This window comes from Streptomyces sp. A3M-1-3, from assembly GCF_024213665.1.
Lineage (GTDB): Bacteria > Actinomycetota > Actinomycetes > Streptomycetales > Streptomycetaceae > Streptomyces.
In genome coordinates this window covers 18359-33935 of record NZ_JANAVP010000037.1, presented here as the reverse complement: position 1 = coordinate 33935, position 15577 = coordinate 18359, and the positions used below count along the sequence as shown (strand labels likewise).

General features: G+C 70.5%; 14 protein-coding genes and 5 pseudogenes. 10 read left to right on the top strand and 9 right to left on the bottom strand.

The window, feature by feature from the left end; genetic code table 11:
• Positions 1 to 137 precede the first annotated feature (137 nt).
• Positions 138 to 876 (bottom strand): annotated as a pseudogene (locus NLX86_RS30245) (beta-galactosidase); the annotation flags it as partial.
• Here NLX86_RS30245 and NLX86_RS30240 point away from each other — a divergent pair.
• Positions 802 to 1104: pseudogene (locus NLX86_RS30240) on the top strand (hypothetical protein); the annotation flags it as partial. The pseudogenes NLX86_RS30245 and NLX86_RS30240 overlap by 75 nt on opposite strands.
• Positions 1105 to 1136: 32 nt before the next feature.
• Positions 1137 to 1259: pseudogene (locus NLX86_RS35205) on the top strand (hypothetical protein); the annotation flags it as partial.
• Between the two features lie 84 nt (positions 1260 to 1343).
• On the opposite strand, the gene arsM reads toward NLX86_RS35205, so the two are convergent.
• The gene (gene arsM, locus NLX86_RS30235) at positions 1344 to 2105 is read right to left on the bottom strand and encodes an arsenite methyltransferase (RefSeq protein WP_254375001.1); all 762 of its coding nucleotides are present in this window, start codon (positions 2103 to 2105) and stop codon (positions 1344 to 1346) included.
• 298 nt (positions 2106 to 2403) lie between these two features.
• On the opposite strand from arsM, the gene NLX86_RS30230 reads away from it, so the two are divergent.
• Positions 2404 to 2565, top strand: coding sequence for a hypothetical protein (locus tag NLX86_RS30230; protein ID WP_254375000.1), 162 nt, complete (start codon positions 2404 to 2406; stop codon positions 2563 to 2565).
• A gap of 188 nt (positions 2566 to 2753) precedes the next feature.
• Here NLX86_RS30230 and NLX86_RS30225 read toward each other — a convergent pair whose 3' ends face one another.
• A complete protein-coding gene (locus tag NLX86_RS30225; protein WP_374213996.1) occupies positions 2754 to 3365 on the bottom strand; it encodes a TetR/AcrR family transcriptional regulator in 612 nt (203 codons plus the stop codon).
• A gap of 133 nt (positions 3366 to 3498) precedes the next feature.
• Here NLX86_RS30225 and NLX86_RS30220 point away from each other — a divergent pair, with 133 nt between their 5' ends.
• The 6 genes from NLX86_RS30220 to NLX86_RS30195 all read left to right on the top strand — a co-directional run bounded on the left by NLX86_RS30220 (position 3499) and on the right by NLX86_RS30195 (position 9535).
• Positions 3499 to 5964: a glycoside hydrolase family 3 protein gene (locus NLX86_RS30220; RefSeq protein ID WP_254374998.1), complete on the top strand. Its 2466-nt coding sequence runs from the start codon at positions 3499 to 3501 to the stop codon at positions 5962 to 5964.
• A 159-nt stretch (positions 5965 to 6123) separates the two neighbouring features.
• Positions 6124 to 6483 carry a hypothetical protein gene (locus tag NLX86_RS30215; RefSeq protein ID WP_254374997.1) on the top strand — a complete coding sequence of 120 codons (360 nt, stop codon included), beginning with the start codon at positions 6124 to 6126 and terminating at the stop codon, positions 6481 to 6483.
• A 103-nt stretch (positions 6484 to 6586) separates the two neighbouring features.
• On the top strand, positions 6587 to 7309 hold the full coding sequence (locus tag NLX86_RS30210; protein ID WP_254374996.1) for a response regulator transcription factor: 723 nt from the start codon (positions 6587 to 6589) through the stop codon (positions 7307 to 7309).
• Positions 7306 to 8847, top strand: coding sequence for a HAMP domain-containing sensor histidine kinase (locus NLX86_RS30205; RefSeq protein ID WP_254374995.1), 1542 nt, complete (start codon positions 7306 to 7308; stop codon positions 8845 to 8847). Before NLX86_RS30210 ends, NLX86_RS30205 begins: the two co-directional genes overlap by 4 nt.
• A 50-nt stretch (positions 8848 to 8897) precedes the next feature.
• A complete protein-coding gene (locus tag NLX86_RS30200) occupies positions 8898 to 9296 on the top strand; it encodes a hypothetical protein (RefSeq protein WP_254374994.1) in 399 nt (132 codons plus the stop codon).
• On the top strand, positions 9296 to 9535 hold the full coding sequence (locus NLX86_RS30195; RefSeq protein ID WP_254374993.1) for a hypothetical protein: 240 nt from the start codon (positions 9296 to 9298) through the stop codon (positions 9533 to 9535). Before NLX86_RS30200 ends, NLX86_RS30195 begins: the two co-directional genes overlap by 1 nt.
• 67 nt (positions 9536 to 9602) lie before the next feature.
• On the opposite strand, the gene NLX86_RS30190 is transcribed toward NLX86_RS30195, so the two are convergent.
• From NLX86_RS30190 to NLX86_RS30180, 3 genes and pseudogenes are all read right to left on the bottom strand, one after another.
• Positions 9603 to 10208: a TetR/AcrR family transcriptional regulator gene (locus tag NLX86_RS30190; RefSeq protein ID WP_254375030.1), complete on the bottom strand. Its 606-nt coding sequence runs from the start codon at positions 10206 to 10208 to the stop codon at positions 9603 to 9605.
• Between the two features lie 124 nt (positions 10209 to 10332).
• Positions 10333 to 11171: pseudogene (locus NLX86_RS30185) on the bottom strand (3-hydroxybutyryl-CoA dehydrogenase); the annotation flags it as partial.
• A gap of 116 nt (positions 11172 to 11287) precedes the next feature.
• On the bottom strand, positions 11288 to 11725 hold the full coding sequence (locus NLX86_RS30180) for an acyl-CoA dehydrogenase family protein (protein ID WP_254374992.1): 438 nt from the start codon (positions 11723 to 11725) through the stop codon (positions 11288 to 11290).
• Positions 11726 to 11749: 24 nt separating this feature from the next.
• Between NLX86_RS30180 and NLX86_RS30175 the strand changes: the two are divergent.
• Positions 11750 to 12067, top strand: a pseudogene (locus NLX86_RS30175) (aldehyde dehydrogenase family protein); the annotation flags it as partial.
• Between the two features lie 69 nt (positions 12068 to 12136).
• Here the strand turns inward: NLX86_RS30175 and NLX86_RS30170 are convergent.
• The 3 genes from NLX86_RS30170 to NLX86_RS30160 form a co-directional block, all read right to left on the bottom strand.
• Positions 12137 to 12817: a triacylglycerol lipase gene (locus NLX86_RS30170; RefSeq protein ID WP_254374991.1), complete on the bottom strand. Its 681-nt coding sequence runs from the start codon at positions 12815 to 12817 to the stop codon at positions 12137 to 12139.
• A 62-nt stretch (positions 12818 to 12879) separates the two neighbouring features.
• Positions 12880 to 14208, bottom strand: coding sequence for a M14 family metallopeptidase (locus NLX86_RS30165; protein WP_254374990.1), 1329 nt, complete (start codon positions 14206 to 14208; stop codon positions 12880 to 12882).
• Between the two features lie 135 nt (positions 14209 to 14343).
• A complete protein-coding gene (locus NLX86_RS30160) occupies positions 14344 to 15552 on the bottom strand; it encodes a S8 family peptidase (protein WP_254374989.1) in 1209 nt (402 codons plus the stop codon).
• Positions 15553 to 15577 lie beyond the last annotated feature (25 nt).

Below are 15577 nucleotides of genomic sequence, written 5' to 3'. Positions count from 1 at the left end.
CATCGCCCAGATGGGCTCTCACGCCGACTACGCTGCCGAAGGCAAGCTCTACCCCGCCGACCAGCTGCTCAGCATCCCGGCCCAGGCCGACTTCCTGCCGGCGGCCGCCACGGCGGGCCCATCCTCCGGCTGTTCTCCTACAACAAGGAGCTCTTCACACAGGCCGGTATGGCGAAGCCGCCACGCACATGGACCGAGGTCCGGCCGCGATGCCGGGCGAGTGACCGGGCGCTGAGATCTCCGGCTGCGGGTTCGCCGCTGAGGAGTTCGGTGCCGAAGAGCTCCAGGTAGTCGCCGCTGTCACCGGAGCGGCGCACCACCTCGACGTCGCAGGGCAGTTCGGTACGGGGCACGATGCCGGCGTCCTCGCAGGCGGCGTCGAGGATCGTGTCCAGCGCGACCGAGTCCGGCCGGGAGGAGACGTACCAGGCGGTGCCCCGGCCCAGCCGGTGACGGCTGACGGCGGGGCGGCCGCCCGCGGCCGGTCCGTCGGCGTACGTCCACACGGTCTCGGCCCCGCGCGACACCACGAACTCGGTCCACACGTCGGCCGCGAGCGAGGCCCCTCGGGCCGGTAATCCGTACGGCCTCGCTCGCACCGAGCGGCGACCACTCCTCGACGGTCTGGCCGAGTGGGTCGCGCAGCACACCCGGACAGGCGCCGGGGTGGACGGTGTCTTGCTCGTCGACGATCCCCGAGAAGCAGGAGACGACGAGCGTGCCGCCGTTCTCGACGTACGTACGCAGATTGCGTCCCGTCCCCTCGGTGGCGAGGAAGAGCGCGGGAACCACGACCGGGCGATGGGCCCGCAGGTCGGTCTCCGGGTGGGCGAAGTCGACGGTCAGATGCCGGTCGTCGAGCGCCTCGTAGAAGCTGATCCCGGGAACCTTCACCAACACGGTTACGGTCACCGCGTCGACGGCGGACCCGCACCCGGAGGACAACACCGCCACGGAGACGACCACCGTCACCCCGGCCGGTGGTGGGACTCGCTCCGCTTCGGGCAGCCGGCAACCATCACCGGAAGCCCCGGGAACGACGTGATCAACGATACGCAGGGCCCCGACGTCATCGTCGGCGGTGACGGCAACGACTCCATCTACGGCCTGGACGGCTCGACTGCGGCACCGGCAACGATGTGCTTTCCGGCGGCTCCGGTGCCGATCAGCTCGACGGCGGCCCGGGGACGAACGTCAACAACGGCGGTTCCGGGACCGACGTGTGCACCAACCCCAGCTCGGAGCAGGGCTGCCCCTGAAGCACGGCTGTTCGTGGCTGTGCGAGCCGAGGGCGGCACCCCCTGCAGGAGGTGCCGCCCTCGGGCGTTCCGGCCGGACGCCCCTCAGTCGGCCGGACCGGGCTTGGTGGCGCGGACGATGGCCGAGTGCATGCCGTCGGCGACGGGATGGGTCGCGGTGACCTCCACATCGGTGAAACCGGCCGCCTCCAGCCCCTGCCGGTACTCCGCGAAGGAGAGCGCGCCGACCATGCAGCCGACGTACTCGCCGGGTTCGGCCCGCTGCTCGGGGGTCAGGTCGTCGTCGGCGACGACGTCCGTGATGCCGAGACGGCCGCCGGGGACGAGGACCCGGAAGGTCTCGGCGAAGACCGCGGGCTTGTCGGTGGACAGGTTGATGACGCAGTTGGAGATGACGACGTCGATCGTCTCCGCCGGCAGCGGGACGGCCTCGATGGTGCCCTTGAGGAATTCGACATTGGTGGCCCCGGCCTTCTTCTGGTTGGCCAGGGCGAGGGCGAGCATCTCGTCGGTCATGTCCAGCCCGTACGCCTTGCCCGTGGGCCCGACGCGGCCGGCGGACAGCAGGACGTCGATGCCTCCGCCGGATCCGAGGTCGAGGACGCGATCACCCTCTCGGAGGTCGGCGACGGCGGTGGGGTTGCCGCAGCCCAGCGAAGCTGCGACGGCCTCGGCGGGCAGCTGCTCGCGCTCCCCGGCGTCGTAGAGGGTGGAGCCGAAGCTCTCGCCGATCTCGATGAGCTGCGGCCCGCAACAGGCGGCGGTGCCGCCCTCGGTGACCTGGACGGCGGCGGCCGCGTAGCGCTCCCGGACGGACTCGCGCAGCTCGGCGTTCTGCTCGCTCATGAGGCTCACTCCCGGTCCTGTATCGACGCTTGCTGATACAAGCCTGGGTTCTGTATCGACAAATGTCAACATTGAAAAACGTCGATTCAAAGTCTGGGATGGCCGGGTCAGGCCGAGATTGGCGCGTCCATGAAGCGGGCGGCCGGCCCGTGCTTCTCGGTGCGACGACGTGTGGCGGGGGCGTCCGGGACGCATTGAGTCGAGGTCGACGCCGGCGAAGGTCGCGTCAAGAACTTGCATAGTTATGCAAATTTGGACATAATGTGCGTATCGCCCCGCTAGGAGGAGTACGCAGAGCATGGCCGCCCACGAAGCCCGCCCCAACGCCCCCACCCCAGCGCTCCGCGCGAACGTCGCCCTGGCTCGCGGCTGCCACGAGTGCGGCGAGTGGGGCACCAAGGTCACCCCCGAAGGCCGCGACGAACTGTGCCCGGCGTGCCAGCACCACCACGATGCCTGACCAGCCCGGCCGGCGTCAGCGGCTGGTCACGGGTGTGCCGTTGTAGAGGTTGCGGTCGGTGACGTGGCGAGGCCGCACAGAGGGTCAGTCCGAGCCGACCTGGTCGCCGACGCGGGCGACCGTCTCCCCGAGCCAGATGTGCGCCGCGTCCTGGGTGTGCAGTGCCAGCACATCGCCTCCCGGACCGGTCAGGCGGGCGGCTTCTCGCCCAGCAGGGCCAGAAAGTTCTGGAACGCCTGCGGCATGTCCACCGTTTCCGGCGCGAGCAGCCACTGGTACTGCAAGCCGTCCATGACTGCCACCAGCAGGGGTGCCGCCTGCTCGGGCGTGAGGCCGCCGGGGAGCCGGTCGCCGTACTCGGCCCGCAGGACGCCTGCCATGCTCTCGCGCACCTTCACGTAACGCCGGGTGAAGAAGTCGCGCGCCGGGTGGTCCTCCGTGACGCTCTCGCCGAGGAGGGCGGAGAAGGTCTGCACGATGCCGGGACGCATCGCGTTGTACTCGACGAGCGAGGTGAGCAGGTCGAGCCGCCACTGGGTGTCCGGTACCGCGTCCCACTGGTCGCGCTCCTCCAGGACGGCGACGAGCAGTGCCTCCTTGGTGGGGAAGTGGTGCAGAAGGCCTTGCTGGGTGAGCCCGACCCGCTCGGCGATCGCCCCGAGGCTGGCGCTCCGGTAGCCGCGCTCGGCGATCACTTCCAGGGCGGCGCGGAGGATCCCCGCGCGCCGCTCCTCACCCTTGACCGTGGCTGCCATCGCGCCCCTTCCCGGAAGTCTGCTGCTGGTAGGACCGTACGACATCATAAAGTAACAAATGCATTACGTAACCTACCGATCTACAGGTAGGCAAAGCATGATGAGGACGCGACAGGCACCGGCGGGCTGCGGCACAACCCCGGCCGGGCGGAACGGACATCAACGAGGAGGTACCGCAATGGCGGTAACCCAGGACACGCACGCTGATCGGGCGCGCGAGGCGGTGGTCGAAGCGGCGCTCGGCAAGCTCGACCTCGACACGAAGGCCACGCTGCTCGCCGGGCAGGACATGTGGTCCCTGCCGGCGATCCCCCAGATCGGGCTGGGCTCCCTGGTCATGTCCGACGGCCCGATCGGCGTGCGGGGCGTCCGCTGGACCGCCGACGATCCGTCGATCGCCCTGCCCTCGCCGACCGCGCTCGCCGCCACCTGGGACCCGGCCCTCGCCCGCCGCGCCGGCACGCTGCTGGCGCAGGAGGCCCGCCGCAAGGGCGTCCACGTCCTGCTCGCGCCGACCGTCAATCTGCACCGCTCACCGCTCGGCGGCCGCCACTTCGAGGCCTACAGCGAGGACCCGTACCTGACCGGTGCGATCGGCACCGGCTATGTACAGGGCGTGCAGTCCGGCGGTGTCGGCACCACGGTCAAGCACTTCGTCGCGAACGACGCCGAGACCGACCGCTTCACCGTCAACAACGTCGTCTCCGCTCGCGTACTGCGTGAGCTCTACCTCGCGCCTTTCGAAGCCATCGTCAAGAACGCGCGGCCATGGGGCATCATGACCGCCTACAACGCGGTCAATGGCGTGACGATGACCGAGCACCGCCACCTTGTGAGCGAAGTCCTGCGCGGCGAATGGGGTTTCGACGGGTTCAACGTCTCCGACTGGATGGCGGCCCGCTCCACCACCGGTGACATCGAGGGCGGACTCGACGTCGCCATGCCGGGGCCGCGAACCGTCTACGGTGAGGCGCTCGCCGACGCCGTCCGCGCCGGCGAGGTCGAGGAGGCGGTGGTCGACGACGCCGTGCGCAACGTCCTGCGTCTGGCGGCGCGGGTCGGCGTACTCGAGGGCGCGGAGCCCGTGGTCGCCCAGCTCCCCGCCGAGGTGGACGGCGAGGCCGTGGCCCGCGAAATCGCCCGCCGCGCCTTTGTCCTCGTCCGCAACGAATCCGTACGGGGTGCGGACCGGGCCCTGCCCATCAACCCCGCCCGAGTCCGCAAGGTCGCCCTCATCGGCGCCGCGGCTCGCGACGCCCGCGTCCTCGGCGGCGGCTCGGCGACTGTCTTCCCGGCCCGCACCGTCTCCCCGCTCGACGGCCTGTCCGCCGCGCTCCCCGAGGGAGTCCTCACGTACGCCGTAGGCGCCGACCCGAGTGACGAACTCGCTCCCGCAGGCAAGGACTTCACCCTGCGTGCCGTCTGTCGTGACGCCGAAGGCACCGTCGTCGGCGAGGGGTCCCTGCCCAACGGCCAGCTCCAGTGGATCGGCGACGACCTGCCCGCCGGGGTCACCCACGAGGCACTGCACAGCATCGAGATCACCGGCACGTTCACGCCGCGCGAGAGCGGCGAACACGCCTTCGGCACCCGCGGTCTGGGCACCTTCACGCTCACCGTCGCCGGCCAGGCCGTCTTCGACGGGGTACAGCCGATGGGGAACGCGTCCGACCCGTTCGAGGCGTTCTTCGGCACTCCTCTCGAGCGCGGGAAGGTCCACCTCACCGAGGGCGAGCCTGTGGAGGTCTCCCTGCTCCACCGGCTGCCCGGCGAGTCCGCGGCACCGCTGTCCGGCGTGATGTTCTCCCTGGTGCACCTCGGCCCGCGCCGCGACGCCGATGCGCTGATCGCCGAAGCCGTCGAGGCCGCTCGTGGCGCCGACACCGCCGTTGTCGTGGTCGCCACCACCGAGCGCGTGGAGTCCGAGGGCTTCGACCGGCAGGACCTGAGACTGCCGGGCCGCCAGGACGACCTCGTCCGCGCGGTCGCCGCCGCCAATCCGAACACCGTCGTGGTCGTCAACTCCGGTTCCCCGGTGGAGCTCCCGTGGCGCGACGATGTCGCGGCCGTGCTCCTCAGCTGGTTCCCCGGCCAGGAAGGCGGCACCGCCCTCGCCGACGTCCTCCTCGGCGCCGAGGAGCCTGGCGGCCGCCTGCCCACGACATGGGGCGCCCTCGCACAGGCCCCCGTCACCCAGGTCACGCCGGCGGACGGCGAACTCCACTACGCCGAAGGCGTGTTCGTCGGCTACCGCGCCTGGGAGAAGGCGGGCGCCGCCCCGGCGTACGCCTTCGGGCACGGCCTCGGCTACACCGACTGGACGTACGAGTCCATGGAGACCGACGGGACCTCGGCCAAGGTGCGCATCCGCAACTCCGGCGAGCGCGCAGGCCACGAGGTCGTCCAGGTCTACCTCGCCCCCTCCCAGGCCGACGCCGACCGGCCGGCCCGCTGGCTCGCCGGGTTCGCGGGCGCGGACGCCGCCCCGGGCGAGAGCGTCGAGGTGACCGTGGAACTCACCGCCCGTGCCTTCGAGATCTGGGACGAGCACATCAACTCCTGGCGCCTCGTGCAGGGTTCGTACGAGGTCCAGGTCGGACGCTCGATCGCCGACCGCCGCCTGAGCGCCCTGATCACCGTCTGACCGGCGGCTCCACAGAGCGGCTCCCGGGGCGGCGCCTGACAGCCGCCCCGGGAGCTCACGCCGAGGGGGCGCATGTCTGACGGCGATGCGGGGGCTCGTCCGGCGGCACGGCTGGGCGCTACACCTCGACGACGGCGGGACCGGATGGATACTGACCTGGTGCGCCAGGTATTGGTCCACAACGCAGTAGTGATCATGGAAGCCGGTGGCGATGTGCGCGCACCCGGCGCGGCCATCACGGCCGCGCTGTGCGGGCACTGGGAGCACGAGCCGCCGTGCCCGCTGGCACCGCACCACACCGCCGCAGAGCACGTCGCCGGCGAGGTGCGGCTGAGGGTGCTCTTCGCCGTCGGCCCCGTGGCTGAGGCCGAGGTCCGCAGACGGATCGATGAAGCCCTGTCCAGGGCATGCCTCATCGACCCGGAGGGCGTCACCACGCGCTGGCAGTTCCGCGGGGCCCAACCAGGCCTCATCCGGGAGGACGAGGCCGGGCGCGCCGAGCAGCTGATCCAGAGCTGATGCGTATACCCCGGGGCCCCGGGGTACCGCCGCTGTCCGGTGGTGCACGATGGACGCCTGGAACAGAGGGCGAGTCCGTCGGGCTCGGGGATGGGAGGCCGGGGTGGCCGGGACCGGTGAGCGGGGACGGGTTCTGGTGGTCGACGACGACGCGGCGATCCGCCGGTCGCTGGAGCGGGCACTGCGGCTGGGAGGCTTCACCGTGGATCTCGCGGAGGGCGGGCTCGCGGCACTGCGAAGTGTCAGGCACAGTCCGCCCGACGTGATCGTGCTGGACATTTCGATGCCCGACCTCAGCGGCATCGAAGTGTGCGGAGCGCTGCGCGCCGACGGCAACGACGTGCCAGTACTGATGCTGTCCGCCCTGGACGAGACGACGGACCGGATCGCGGGCCTCCAGGCCGGCGGCGACGACTACCTGGTCAAACCCTTCGCCCTCCAGGAACTGGTACTCAGACTCCAGGCCCTGCTGCGCAGACGACCGCCCGAGGACACCGGCCGGGTGCGGATCGGGTCGCTGGTGATGGACCCCGCGGCGCGCGAGGCACGGCTGGACGGGGTCCCGCTGCCGCTGACCCGCCGGGAGTTCGAGCTCCTCGACGTGCTGGCCCGCAACGCCGGACTCGTGCTCACGCGCGACCAGTTGCTGGACCGGGTGTGGGGGTACGACTTCGACGTCCGTACGGGTGTCGTCGATACGTTTGTCAGCTATCTGCGCCGCAAGCTGGAAACCGGCGGGCAGCCCAGGCTGATCCACACCGTCCGCGGGGTCGGCTTCGTCCTACGGGTCGACACGGGCTCCGTCGAGGGCCGGGAGGCGCGGTGAAACTGTCCACGCGGATCGCGCTCGCCGTGGGCGTCGCCGTCGTCCTGCTCGTGCTCGGCGCCGGCTGGTTGCTGGTGCGACTGGTGGCGGCCGATCTGCACGCACAGCAGGACGCCCATCTGCGCGACCGCGCCACCACCGTCGCCGGAAACGCGCGCGGCCTGCTCCAAGCGGCGGCCGCCGACCGGGCACCCGCCGTGGAACGTGCCCGGGAGCGCCGCCTCTACAACTCCGCTCTCGACGTCGGCATCCGGCTGATCGGCCCCGAAGGGACCGCGTCCGGCGGGCCGCAGCCGGACACGTCCGTGCCGCTGCCCGACAGCGCCCCGGAACCGGTCACGGTGCGCGACGGCGACACGAGCTGGCGGGCCATGTCGGTCCGGGTCAAGGGGCTGCGGAAGGGGGTCGACGGCACCCTGTGGCTGTTCTCGCCCGACACGACGAGCGAGGCACAGCTGGGGCTCGTGCGCACGCGCGTGCTCACCGTGGCCGGCCTGACCGCGCCGCTGGCCGGGCTGCTCGCCGGAGCTGTGGCCACCCGCGCGAGCCGCCCGCTGCGGCGGCTGCAGCAGCGCACCAGCGGACTCGACCCGCGGGCCACCACGACCCGCCTGGACCACAGCCCCACCCGTGTCACCGAGGTCGACGACCTGGCCCGCACCCTGCAGACGGTGCTGTCCCGCTACGACGAGCAGGCGGCTCGTACGGCCGAAGGACTGGCCACCGCGCGGTCCTTCTCGGCCGCCGCTTCACACGAGCTGCGTACACCGCTGATGAGTATGCAGACCAATCTGGAGATACTCGCCGAACATCCTCACCTGGCGGAGGCGGAGCGGGCACAGGTGGTCGCCGACCTGCGACGGGAACACGCACGGCTGCTGGGCCTGCTGGTGATGCTGCGCGAACTCGGGCGCGGCGACCTGGTCGAGAACGACGCCTTCGGACCGGTGGACCTGGCGGAGCTGGCCGACGCATCCGTCGCGGACCTGCGGCGCAGGCATCCCGAGCCGCGGATCGCTGTGAGCGGCGAGGCGGGACTGTACGTCCACGGCTGGGAGCCCGGGCTGCGCACTGTGCTGGACAACCTGCTGGCCAACGCCGTCGTCCATGGCCGCCGGGGGGCGGAGCCCGCCCGGGTCGAGGTGCTCCTGCGCACCGACGGGCGGCAGGACGGTGCTGAAGTGGTGCTCACCGTGGACGACGAGGGGCCCGGTATACCGACGCCCTCGCGCGAGACCGTCTTCGAGCGGTTTCACCGCGGGGCCGGCAGTCCGGGTTCCGGTCTGGGGCTCACGCTGGTCGCCCAGCAGGTCGCGCTGCACGGGGGAAGGGTACGAGTGCTGGACCGGCCGGGCGGCAGCGGGACCCGCTTCGAGGTCCGGCTGCCGGTCCGGCACGGCGCCCCGGACGCCGAGCTCACGCTGCCGCTGCGGCGGGACTGGATGATCGAGACCGCGGCACATCCGCGGGAGTCCCGGCAGTCGCATCCGCGGGGGTCTTGGCAGTCGCCACAGAGTTTCCACAAAGACGGCTCCTAGCCTTCCGGTCGGACGGGCAACCGCCCCGAACCGATCGTGGAGGAACTGTCATGTTGACGTTCAGGAAAACCGCCGTCAGCTTCGCCGCCCTCGGCTGTCTGCTCGCCGGTGCGGGCAGCGCCGCGGCCGACGGCGGCGCGCCGTCACCGGACGCTGCCCGCGCCGGTGACGGCGCGCATGCACTGTGCAAGCGCGTACCGAAGATCGACAAGCGCATCGACAGGGCGCTGGACCGCTTGAACGGCAATGCGGCCAAGCGCGGCTCGCTCGCCGGACTGAAGAAGCGGGTGGCCGCCGCCGAGGCTGCCGGCCACACGGAAATCCACACCCTCCTCAACAACCGGCTGACCGCCCGCAAGTCGCTCCTCACCACGCTCGAGCAGCGCCGGAAGGACGTGTCCGCGGTCAAGACGTGGTGCGAGGCCAACGACAACGGGAGCGAGCACTGATGCAGCTGGTCCGGCGGCCTCGCGCCGTCACACTCGCGGTGGCGGCGCTGGCCGTCGCCCTGCTGGTCACCGGGTGCGCCCAGGACACCGAGGGCGCCGGCACGGCCGGTGACAGCGCGCCGGCCGGGAGCGGTTCGGGGCAGGTGACCACCGACCCGAGCGATCTGGCCCGTATGCAGAAGCTCCTGGAGGGCGCCGAGTCCGCCGCGAACGACGCCGACGCCGCGGCCGACGAGTAACCTCCCGCCTTCCCGGCCTTGGTGCAGGCACCAAGGCCGGGAAGTGGGCGGTCAGCCGGCCCGTTCCTCAGACTTCCGGGAACGCGGACGGAGTGCCGAGAGTTCCGGCCACGGCCTGCCAGATCGCTGCCTGTGCGGTGTCGAGAGTGACCCGCGGATCGTCCAGCATCAGCCGGATACCGAAGCCGTCGCACAGGGCGAGAACCAGCGTGCTGGTCGCGTCGATGTCGCAGCGGCTGAACTCCCCGGAGCTGATTCCCCGCCGCAGTGCCTCAGCGACCCAGGTGTGGAGCTGCTCGTACAGGTCGACGGCGAGATGGTGTGCGGATTCGTCGCGCAGGGCCCGTACCCACAGCTCCTGCCAGAGCTTCCAGTCCTGCCGGAGTTCCGGGTCGGTGGGCAGCATGCTGTGCACGATGCGTGCCAGGATGACCGAGGCCGGGACCGAGTCGGCGTCGCGTTCGAGTTCGGTGCCGGTCTGGGCGAAGGAATGCTTCATCGCCTCGGCGAACAGCTTCTCGCGCGTCTCGAAGTGGTAGTGCAGCAGAGCCGTCGATACGCCGGCGTGCTCGGCGACCATACGCATACGGATCTTCTCGAAGCCCATCTCGGCGATCACTTCGCAGGCGGAGGTGAGGGTCCGCTCACGCGTCTCGAGCGTGCGTTCGGCCATGGTCACGTTGCTGCTCCCGTTCTGGATCGGCGCGATGGGGTGTGGCGGAGCCCGCCTGCCGGTCCCGCGACGTTCCATCTTTCCGTATCGCCGCACCGGCTTCCGTCCGATCGGCCCGGCGGCGGCCCGATTTCCGCCCGAGCAGGCCCGCGTCGACCACCCGGGCCAGCAGCGGTGGCGGCGCGTACAGCGGCTCACGGAACTCCTCGTACATCGACACCGCGATGGCGTGGGTGGTTTCCAGTCCGATGAGATCGGCGAGCGCGAGCGGGCCAGCCGGTGGGCGCAGCCCAGGATCATCCCCCGGTCGATGTCCTCGGCCGACGCGGCGCCCGACTCGGCCATCCGTACCGCGGCCAGCATGTAGGGGACGAGCAGGGCATTGACGATGAACCCGGCCCGGTCCCGGGCCCGTACGACCTGCTTGCCCAGCACGTCGGAGGCGAACACCTCCGCCCGCCGTGCCGTGCTCTCGCCGGTCAGCAGCGACGGCACCAGCTCGACCAGGGAGGGGCAGCACTGGTACGGGGTTGAAGAAGTGCAGGCCGACCACCTGCTCCGGGCGGCCGGTGGCCGCCGCGAGGCGGATGACCGGGATGGAAGAGGTGTTGGTCGCCAGGATCGCGTCCTGGCGTGTCACGGTCGCATCGAGTTGCGCAAAGACCTCCACCTTCGCAGCCTCGTCCTCGGCGACGGCCTCCACGACCAGATCCCGGTCGGCCATCCGGCCCATGTCCGTGGTCGTCACGATCCGCGCCAGCGCTGCGTCCCGGTCCTCGGCGGACAGTTTTCCGGCAGAGGTGGCGCGGTCGAACGAGCACGTGATGCGTCTGTGCCCGGCATCCGCCGCCGTGCGGCTCGTTTCGACCACGACGACGTCCCGACCTGCCGGGCGCACACTTCGGCGATGCCGGATCCCATCAGGCCGCAGCCCACGACCCCGATCCGTTCCATGTCGGCCATCGCTTCTCCTCGGTTCTCTGTGACGGGTTACGGGACATGAGGCGTGAGGTACGTCGCAGGGCGGCCGCCGCCGGACCCGGTCACCGGACCGGGCCCGAGCGGCTGCCCGCCCGCGCTCAGCCGGCGGAAGGCATCTGCAGAACGCCCGTTCCCCGCTTGACCAGTTCGCCGGCGACGATGAGGCGCTGGATCTCGGAGGTGCCTTCCCAGATGCGGTCGACGCGCAGTTCGCGGTAGAGGCGCTCGACGGGGTAGGAGCGGTCGTAGCCGCGTCCGCCGAAGATCTGCACACACCGGTCGATGACCCGGCCGGCCGCCTCGCTCGCCGACAGCTTGGCGATAGCGGGCTTGGCGTGCAGGGTCTTGCGGTCGGCCTGCCCTTCGTCCACCTCCCAGGCGACCTGGTGGGCGTAGGCGCGGTTGACGGCGCAGTCGGCGAGCATGCCCTGGATGAGCTGGAAGTCGGCGATGGGGGAGCCGAACTGCTCAACGGCCCAGTCGCGGGCGAGTTCCAGGGCGCGTTCGGCGGCGCCGGTCGTGCGGGCGGCGATCATCAGCCGCTCGTCGGTGAACCACTCCTTCGTCAGAGGGACGAGATCGTGCAGGAGGAGATCTTCGGTCCCGTCGTCACGGTGCAGCCCTTCACCGACGAGGGCGAGGCGCTGCGCCTGGCGAACGACGTACGGTTCGGGCCGGCGGCCAGTGTATGGACCGCGGACCACGAGCGCGCGATGCGGGCGACCCGGGCGCTGCACACCGGGATCGTGTGGGTGAACACCCACGGCACCACCGTCTCCGAGATGCCGCACGGCGGAGTCAAGCACTCGGGTTACGGCAGCGATCTGTCCCTGGCGGGCCTGCTGGACTACACGCAGGTCAAGCATGTGATGCTCTGAGCGGTCTTGCCACAGGCCGGCCGCTGTCTCCTCCCGTGGCGCGGGGGAGGAGACAGCGGCGGGCGTCACTCAGCCGACGAAGGACTTGACCTGCGCGTAGACCGTGGAGTCGGTGCGCAGTTCGCCGTGGCTGAGGCAGGCGGTCTTGGTGTTCGTGGCTCCGGAGAGGGCGACGCTGCTGTCCGGGTTGATCACGCTGTCGCAGGGGGACCACCAGGTGGCGTACCGGGATGCGCCAGGCGTCTCGTCGCCGGAGTTGAGCGTGTTGAGGAAGCTGGAGCCGGGGCGCATCTCCGAGCAGGAGGTGTCACCGCAGAAGTACGCGGTGTCCGTGCCGTGGTTGGGACCGCCGAGGGAGATCCAGGCGTCGATCTTGGCGGCTCCGCCGAGGTTCTTGGCGTAGTAGCGGGAGGACAGCCCGCCCATGGAGTGGGTGACAACATCGACCTTGGACGCTCCGGTCGCGGCGAGCACGCGGTCGATCTCCGCGGAGAGCTGGGAGGCGGTGGTCGCATTGGACTGGCGGGTGTTGTAGGTCCACTTGTCGAGGTGTCCGGCCGGCCAGCCGTCGGCGGCGAACCGGCCGGCCATGGTGTCCCAGGTGGAACCGCTGGAGTTCCAGCCGTGGACGAAGACGATGGGATCGGGAGTGGCGGCGGCTTGCGCACCTGCCGCGGGTGTATGGACCGAGAGTGCGCCGAGACAGCCGACGGCGAGTGCGGTGATCAGCGCAGGGCGGGACGTACCCATGACGGGCCTCCGGTGAGAGGGAGAGCGGCGAGCGGGGGAGGGAGTCCGCGGACGGCGGCGGCTCAGCAGTACTGGGCTTCCTTGCCGATGGAGCGGTACATGCAGTCCGCGTTCTCGATCAGTTGCAGCACCGCGTCCCGGTTGCGGCTGGTCTCGCGCTCTATCACCTCGTCCGGCGGATAGAAACCGCCGCTGAAGGCGCTCTTCGGGTACATCTCGAAGGTGTAACCGAAGATCTTCTGCGCGCCCCACAGATAGTCGTCGATCGATCCGTCCGTGATGTAGAGGTCACTCGACTGCTCGGCCTTGTATCCGTTGCTCGCGGCCATCTTCTGGCCGACGGTCGCGAAGGCGTCGCGGTCGTCCTGGGTCAGGCCCGGCGCGGTGTCGGCGGAGGTGTATCCGTACGGCCACAGCACCAGTTCGCTGTAGGTGTGGAAGTCGATGCCGGCCTTGATCTGCTGCTTGCCGCCGATGATGCGGCTGCGCACGAAGTCGGCGACGACCTTGACCTCGGGGGCGGACTCCGGCGACTTCCCGCGGTAGGTGTCCGAGCTGGTGCTGCCGGAGGAACCGCCGCAGCAGCCCCACTTGTAGTCCCAGTTGCGGTTCATGTCCGTACCGACGTAGCTGGAACCGGCGTTGGGCTGGCGGTTCTTGCGCCAGCTGCGGTAGGAGCCGGTGGCGATGTCGTACTCGCTGCCGTCCGGGTTGAGGCTCGGGATGATCCAGATCTCCCGGCTGTTGACGGCGTCCGCGACACGTGAGTCCGTCGCGTAGTCCTCGCCGAACTCGCGCAGCAGATACAGCGCCATTTCGACGGTGAGGTGCTCGCGGGCGTGCTGCTGGTGGGTGAACAGCACCTCGGGCTCGTTCTCGTCAGTGGCCACGTTGTCGCTGATCTTGATCGCGACGATGTCCCGGCCTTCGTACGACTTGCCGATCACCTGCTTGCTCATGATGCTCGGGTACGCCGCGATCCGCTGGTCGATCTCCGCGTTCATCTCGGCGTAGTTGTGGTACTTGGAGTCCGCGGACGGGAAGTCGAGGGTCCCGACGCCCTGGCCGTTCGTGCGGGCCGGGGGCCCGGGGAGCTCCTCGAGTACGTAGCCGAGCCGCCGCAGTTTCCTCGCCTGGGCGGTATCGGCGCTGACGACCACCGCATGGGCGTCCGCCTCGTCGATGGAGACGCCGGTCGCGGCGAGCGCCGTACGGTCGGCGGCACTTGAGGGGCCGTGGATCTCGTACTGCCGGATGTCCTCGTCGGCGGTGGCCGTGGACGGCCGGGCCGGCGGAGAGGCCGTGGCGGATGCGGTGAGCGGCGCCGCGAGCGCGAGCGCCAGCAGGACCGCGAGCGTCGCGGACCGACCGCCGCGTGGGCGAAGTCGCATGGGTTCTCCTGGGTGGGGAGTGTGTGGGGGTGCCCGAAGTGGCGCGAGGGAGATGGAGTTCGGGCGGACTTGAGGGGCGGTCGGCCGGACGGGGTCACAGGCGCGAGAGCGCGGCGCCCCGTCCGGCCGCGGAGATCAGAACAGGGTGTAGAGGAGCTTGTTCGGGGATCCGGTCTTGGGGTCCTGAACGACGCCGCTGGTGGCGTTGTTGACGAGGGCGTCGCGGACCTGGGCGGGTGTGGCGCTCGGGTTGGCGGCCAGGTGGAGGGCTGCGGCGCCGGCGGTGTGCGGTGCCGCCATCGAGGTGCCGCTGATGGTCTTGGTGGCGGTGTCGCTGTCCTTCCAGGCGGAGGTGATGTTCACGCCGGGGGCGAACAGGTCCAGGCAGGTGCCGTAGTTGGAGAAGGAGGCACGCTTGTCGGAGCTGTCGGTCGCGCCGACCGTGATGGCTTCGGTGACGCGGGCAGGGGAGACGTTGCAGGCCTTCTCGGGGAAGCCGAAGATGTTGCCGTTGCCAGCCGCGATGGAGTAGCTGACGCCGGACGCGATGGAGTTCCTGACCGCGTTGTCGAGGCTGGTGTTGGCGCCGCCGCCCAGGCTCATGTTGGCGACAGCCGGCTTCACGGCGTTGGACGTCACCCAGTCGACGCCCGCGATGACGCCGGAGTTGCTGCCGGATCCGTCGCAGTTGAGGACCCGGACTCCGACCACCTTGGCGCCCTTGGCGACGCCATAGGTCGCGCCGGCCGCCGTAGCGCCGACATGTGTGCCATGTCCATGACAATCATTTCCGTTCTGGCCGTCCCCGACGGTGTCGGTGCCGATGGACGCCCGGCCGCCGAACTCGCTGTGCGAGGTGCGCAGCCCGGTGTCGATGACATAGACGCTCACGTTGGAGGCGGTCGTGTTGTACGTGTACGTGCCGCTCAGCGGCAGGTTGCGCTGATCGATCCGGTCGATGCCCCAGGTGGCGTTCGACTGGGTGTCGGTGACGGCCACCTTCGAGTCCTGCTCGACGTAGGCGACCCGCGGGTCCGCCGCGACCTTCCGGGCCCGTGCCTCCGTCATCCGTACGGAGAAGCCCTTCACGGCGGTGCGGTAGACGTGTGAGAGCCGGCCGGCGTGCCGGCTCGCCAGCTCCCTCGCCACCGAATCCGGCGTGGACTTCGCACCGCTGTTGAGGACGACGATCCAGCTGTCGGCGATCGCCGCGTCCGCCGAGGCGAGACGCAGGTCCCCCAGGGGCGCCGACGCACCCTGGGCGGGCGAGCCGGCGAGCTGCAAGCCTCCCACGAGCAGTACAGCGGGAATCAGTGCGCCGATACGGCGGGTGCTGGGTCTCATGTGGTGTGACCAGACCTTTCGTTGA

Bases quoted from the DNA above. Each gene is read 5' to 3' on its own strand.
- arsM (WP_254375001.1), bottom strand. From the start codon at position 2,105: ATGAGCGAGCAGAACGCCGAGCTGCGCGAGTCCGTCCGGGAGCGCTAC.
- NLX86_RS30230 (WP_254375000.1), top strand. From the start codon at position 2,404: ATGGCCGCCCACGAAGCCCGCCCCAACGCCCCCACCCCAGCGCTCCGC.
- NLX86_RS30225 (WP_374213996.1), bottom strand. From the start codon at position 3,365: ATGTCGTACGGTCCTACCAGCAGCAGACTTCCGGGAAGGGGCGCGATG.
- NLX86_RS30220 (WP_254374998.1), top strand. From the start codon at position 3,499: ATGGCGGTAACCCAGGACACGCACGCTGATCGGGCGCGCGAGGCGGTG.
- NLX86_RS30200 (WP_254374994.1), top strand. From the start codon at position 8,898: ATGTTGACGTTCAGGAAAACCGCCGTCAGCTTCGCCGCCCTCGGCTGT.
- NLX86_RS30195 (WP_254374993.1), top strand. From the start codon at position 9,296: ATGCAGCTGGTCCGGCGGCCTCGCGCCGTCACACTCGCGGTGGCGGCG.
- NLX86_RS30190 (WP_254375030.1), bottom strand. From the start codon at position 10,208: ATGGCCGAACGCACGCTCGAGACGCGTGAGCGGACCCTCACCTCCGCC.
- NLX86_RS30180 (WP_254374992.1), bottom strand. From the start codon at position 11,725: ATGATCGCCGCCCGCACGACCGGCGCCGCCGAACGCGCCCTGGAACTC.
- NLX86_RS30170 (WP_254374991.1), bottom strand. From the start codon at position 12,817: ATGGGTACGTCCCGCCCTGCGCTGATCACCGCACTCGCCGTCGGCTGT.
- NLX86_RS30165 (WP_254374990.1), bottom strand. From the start codon at position 14,208: ATGCGACTTCGCCCACGCGGCGGTCGGTCCGCGACGCTCGCGGTCCTG.
- NLX86_RS30160 (WP_254374989.1), bottom strand. From the start codon at position 15,552: ATGAGACCCAGCACCCGCCGTATCGGCGCACTGATTCCCGCTGTACTG.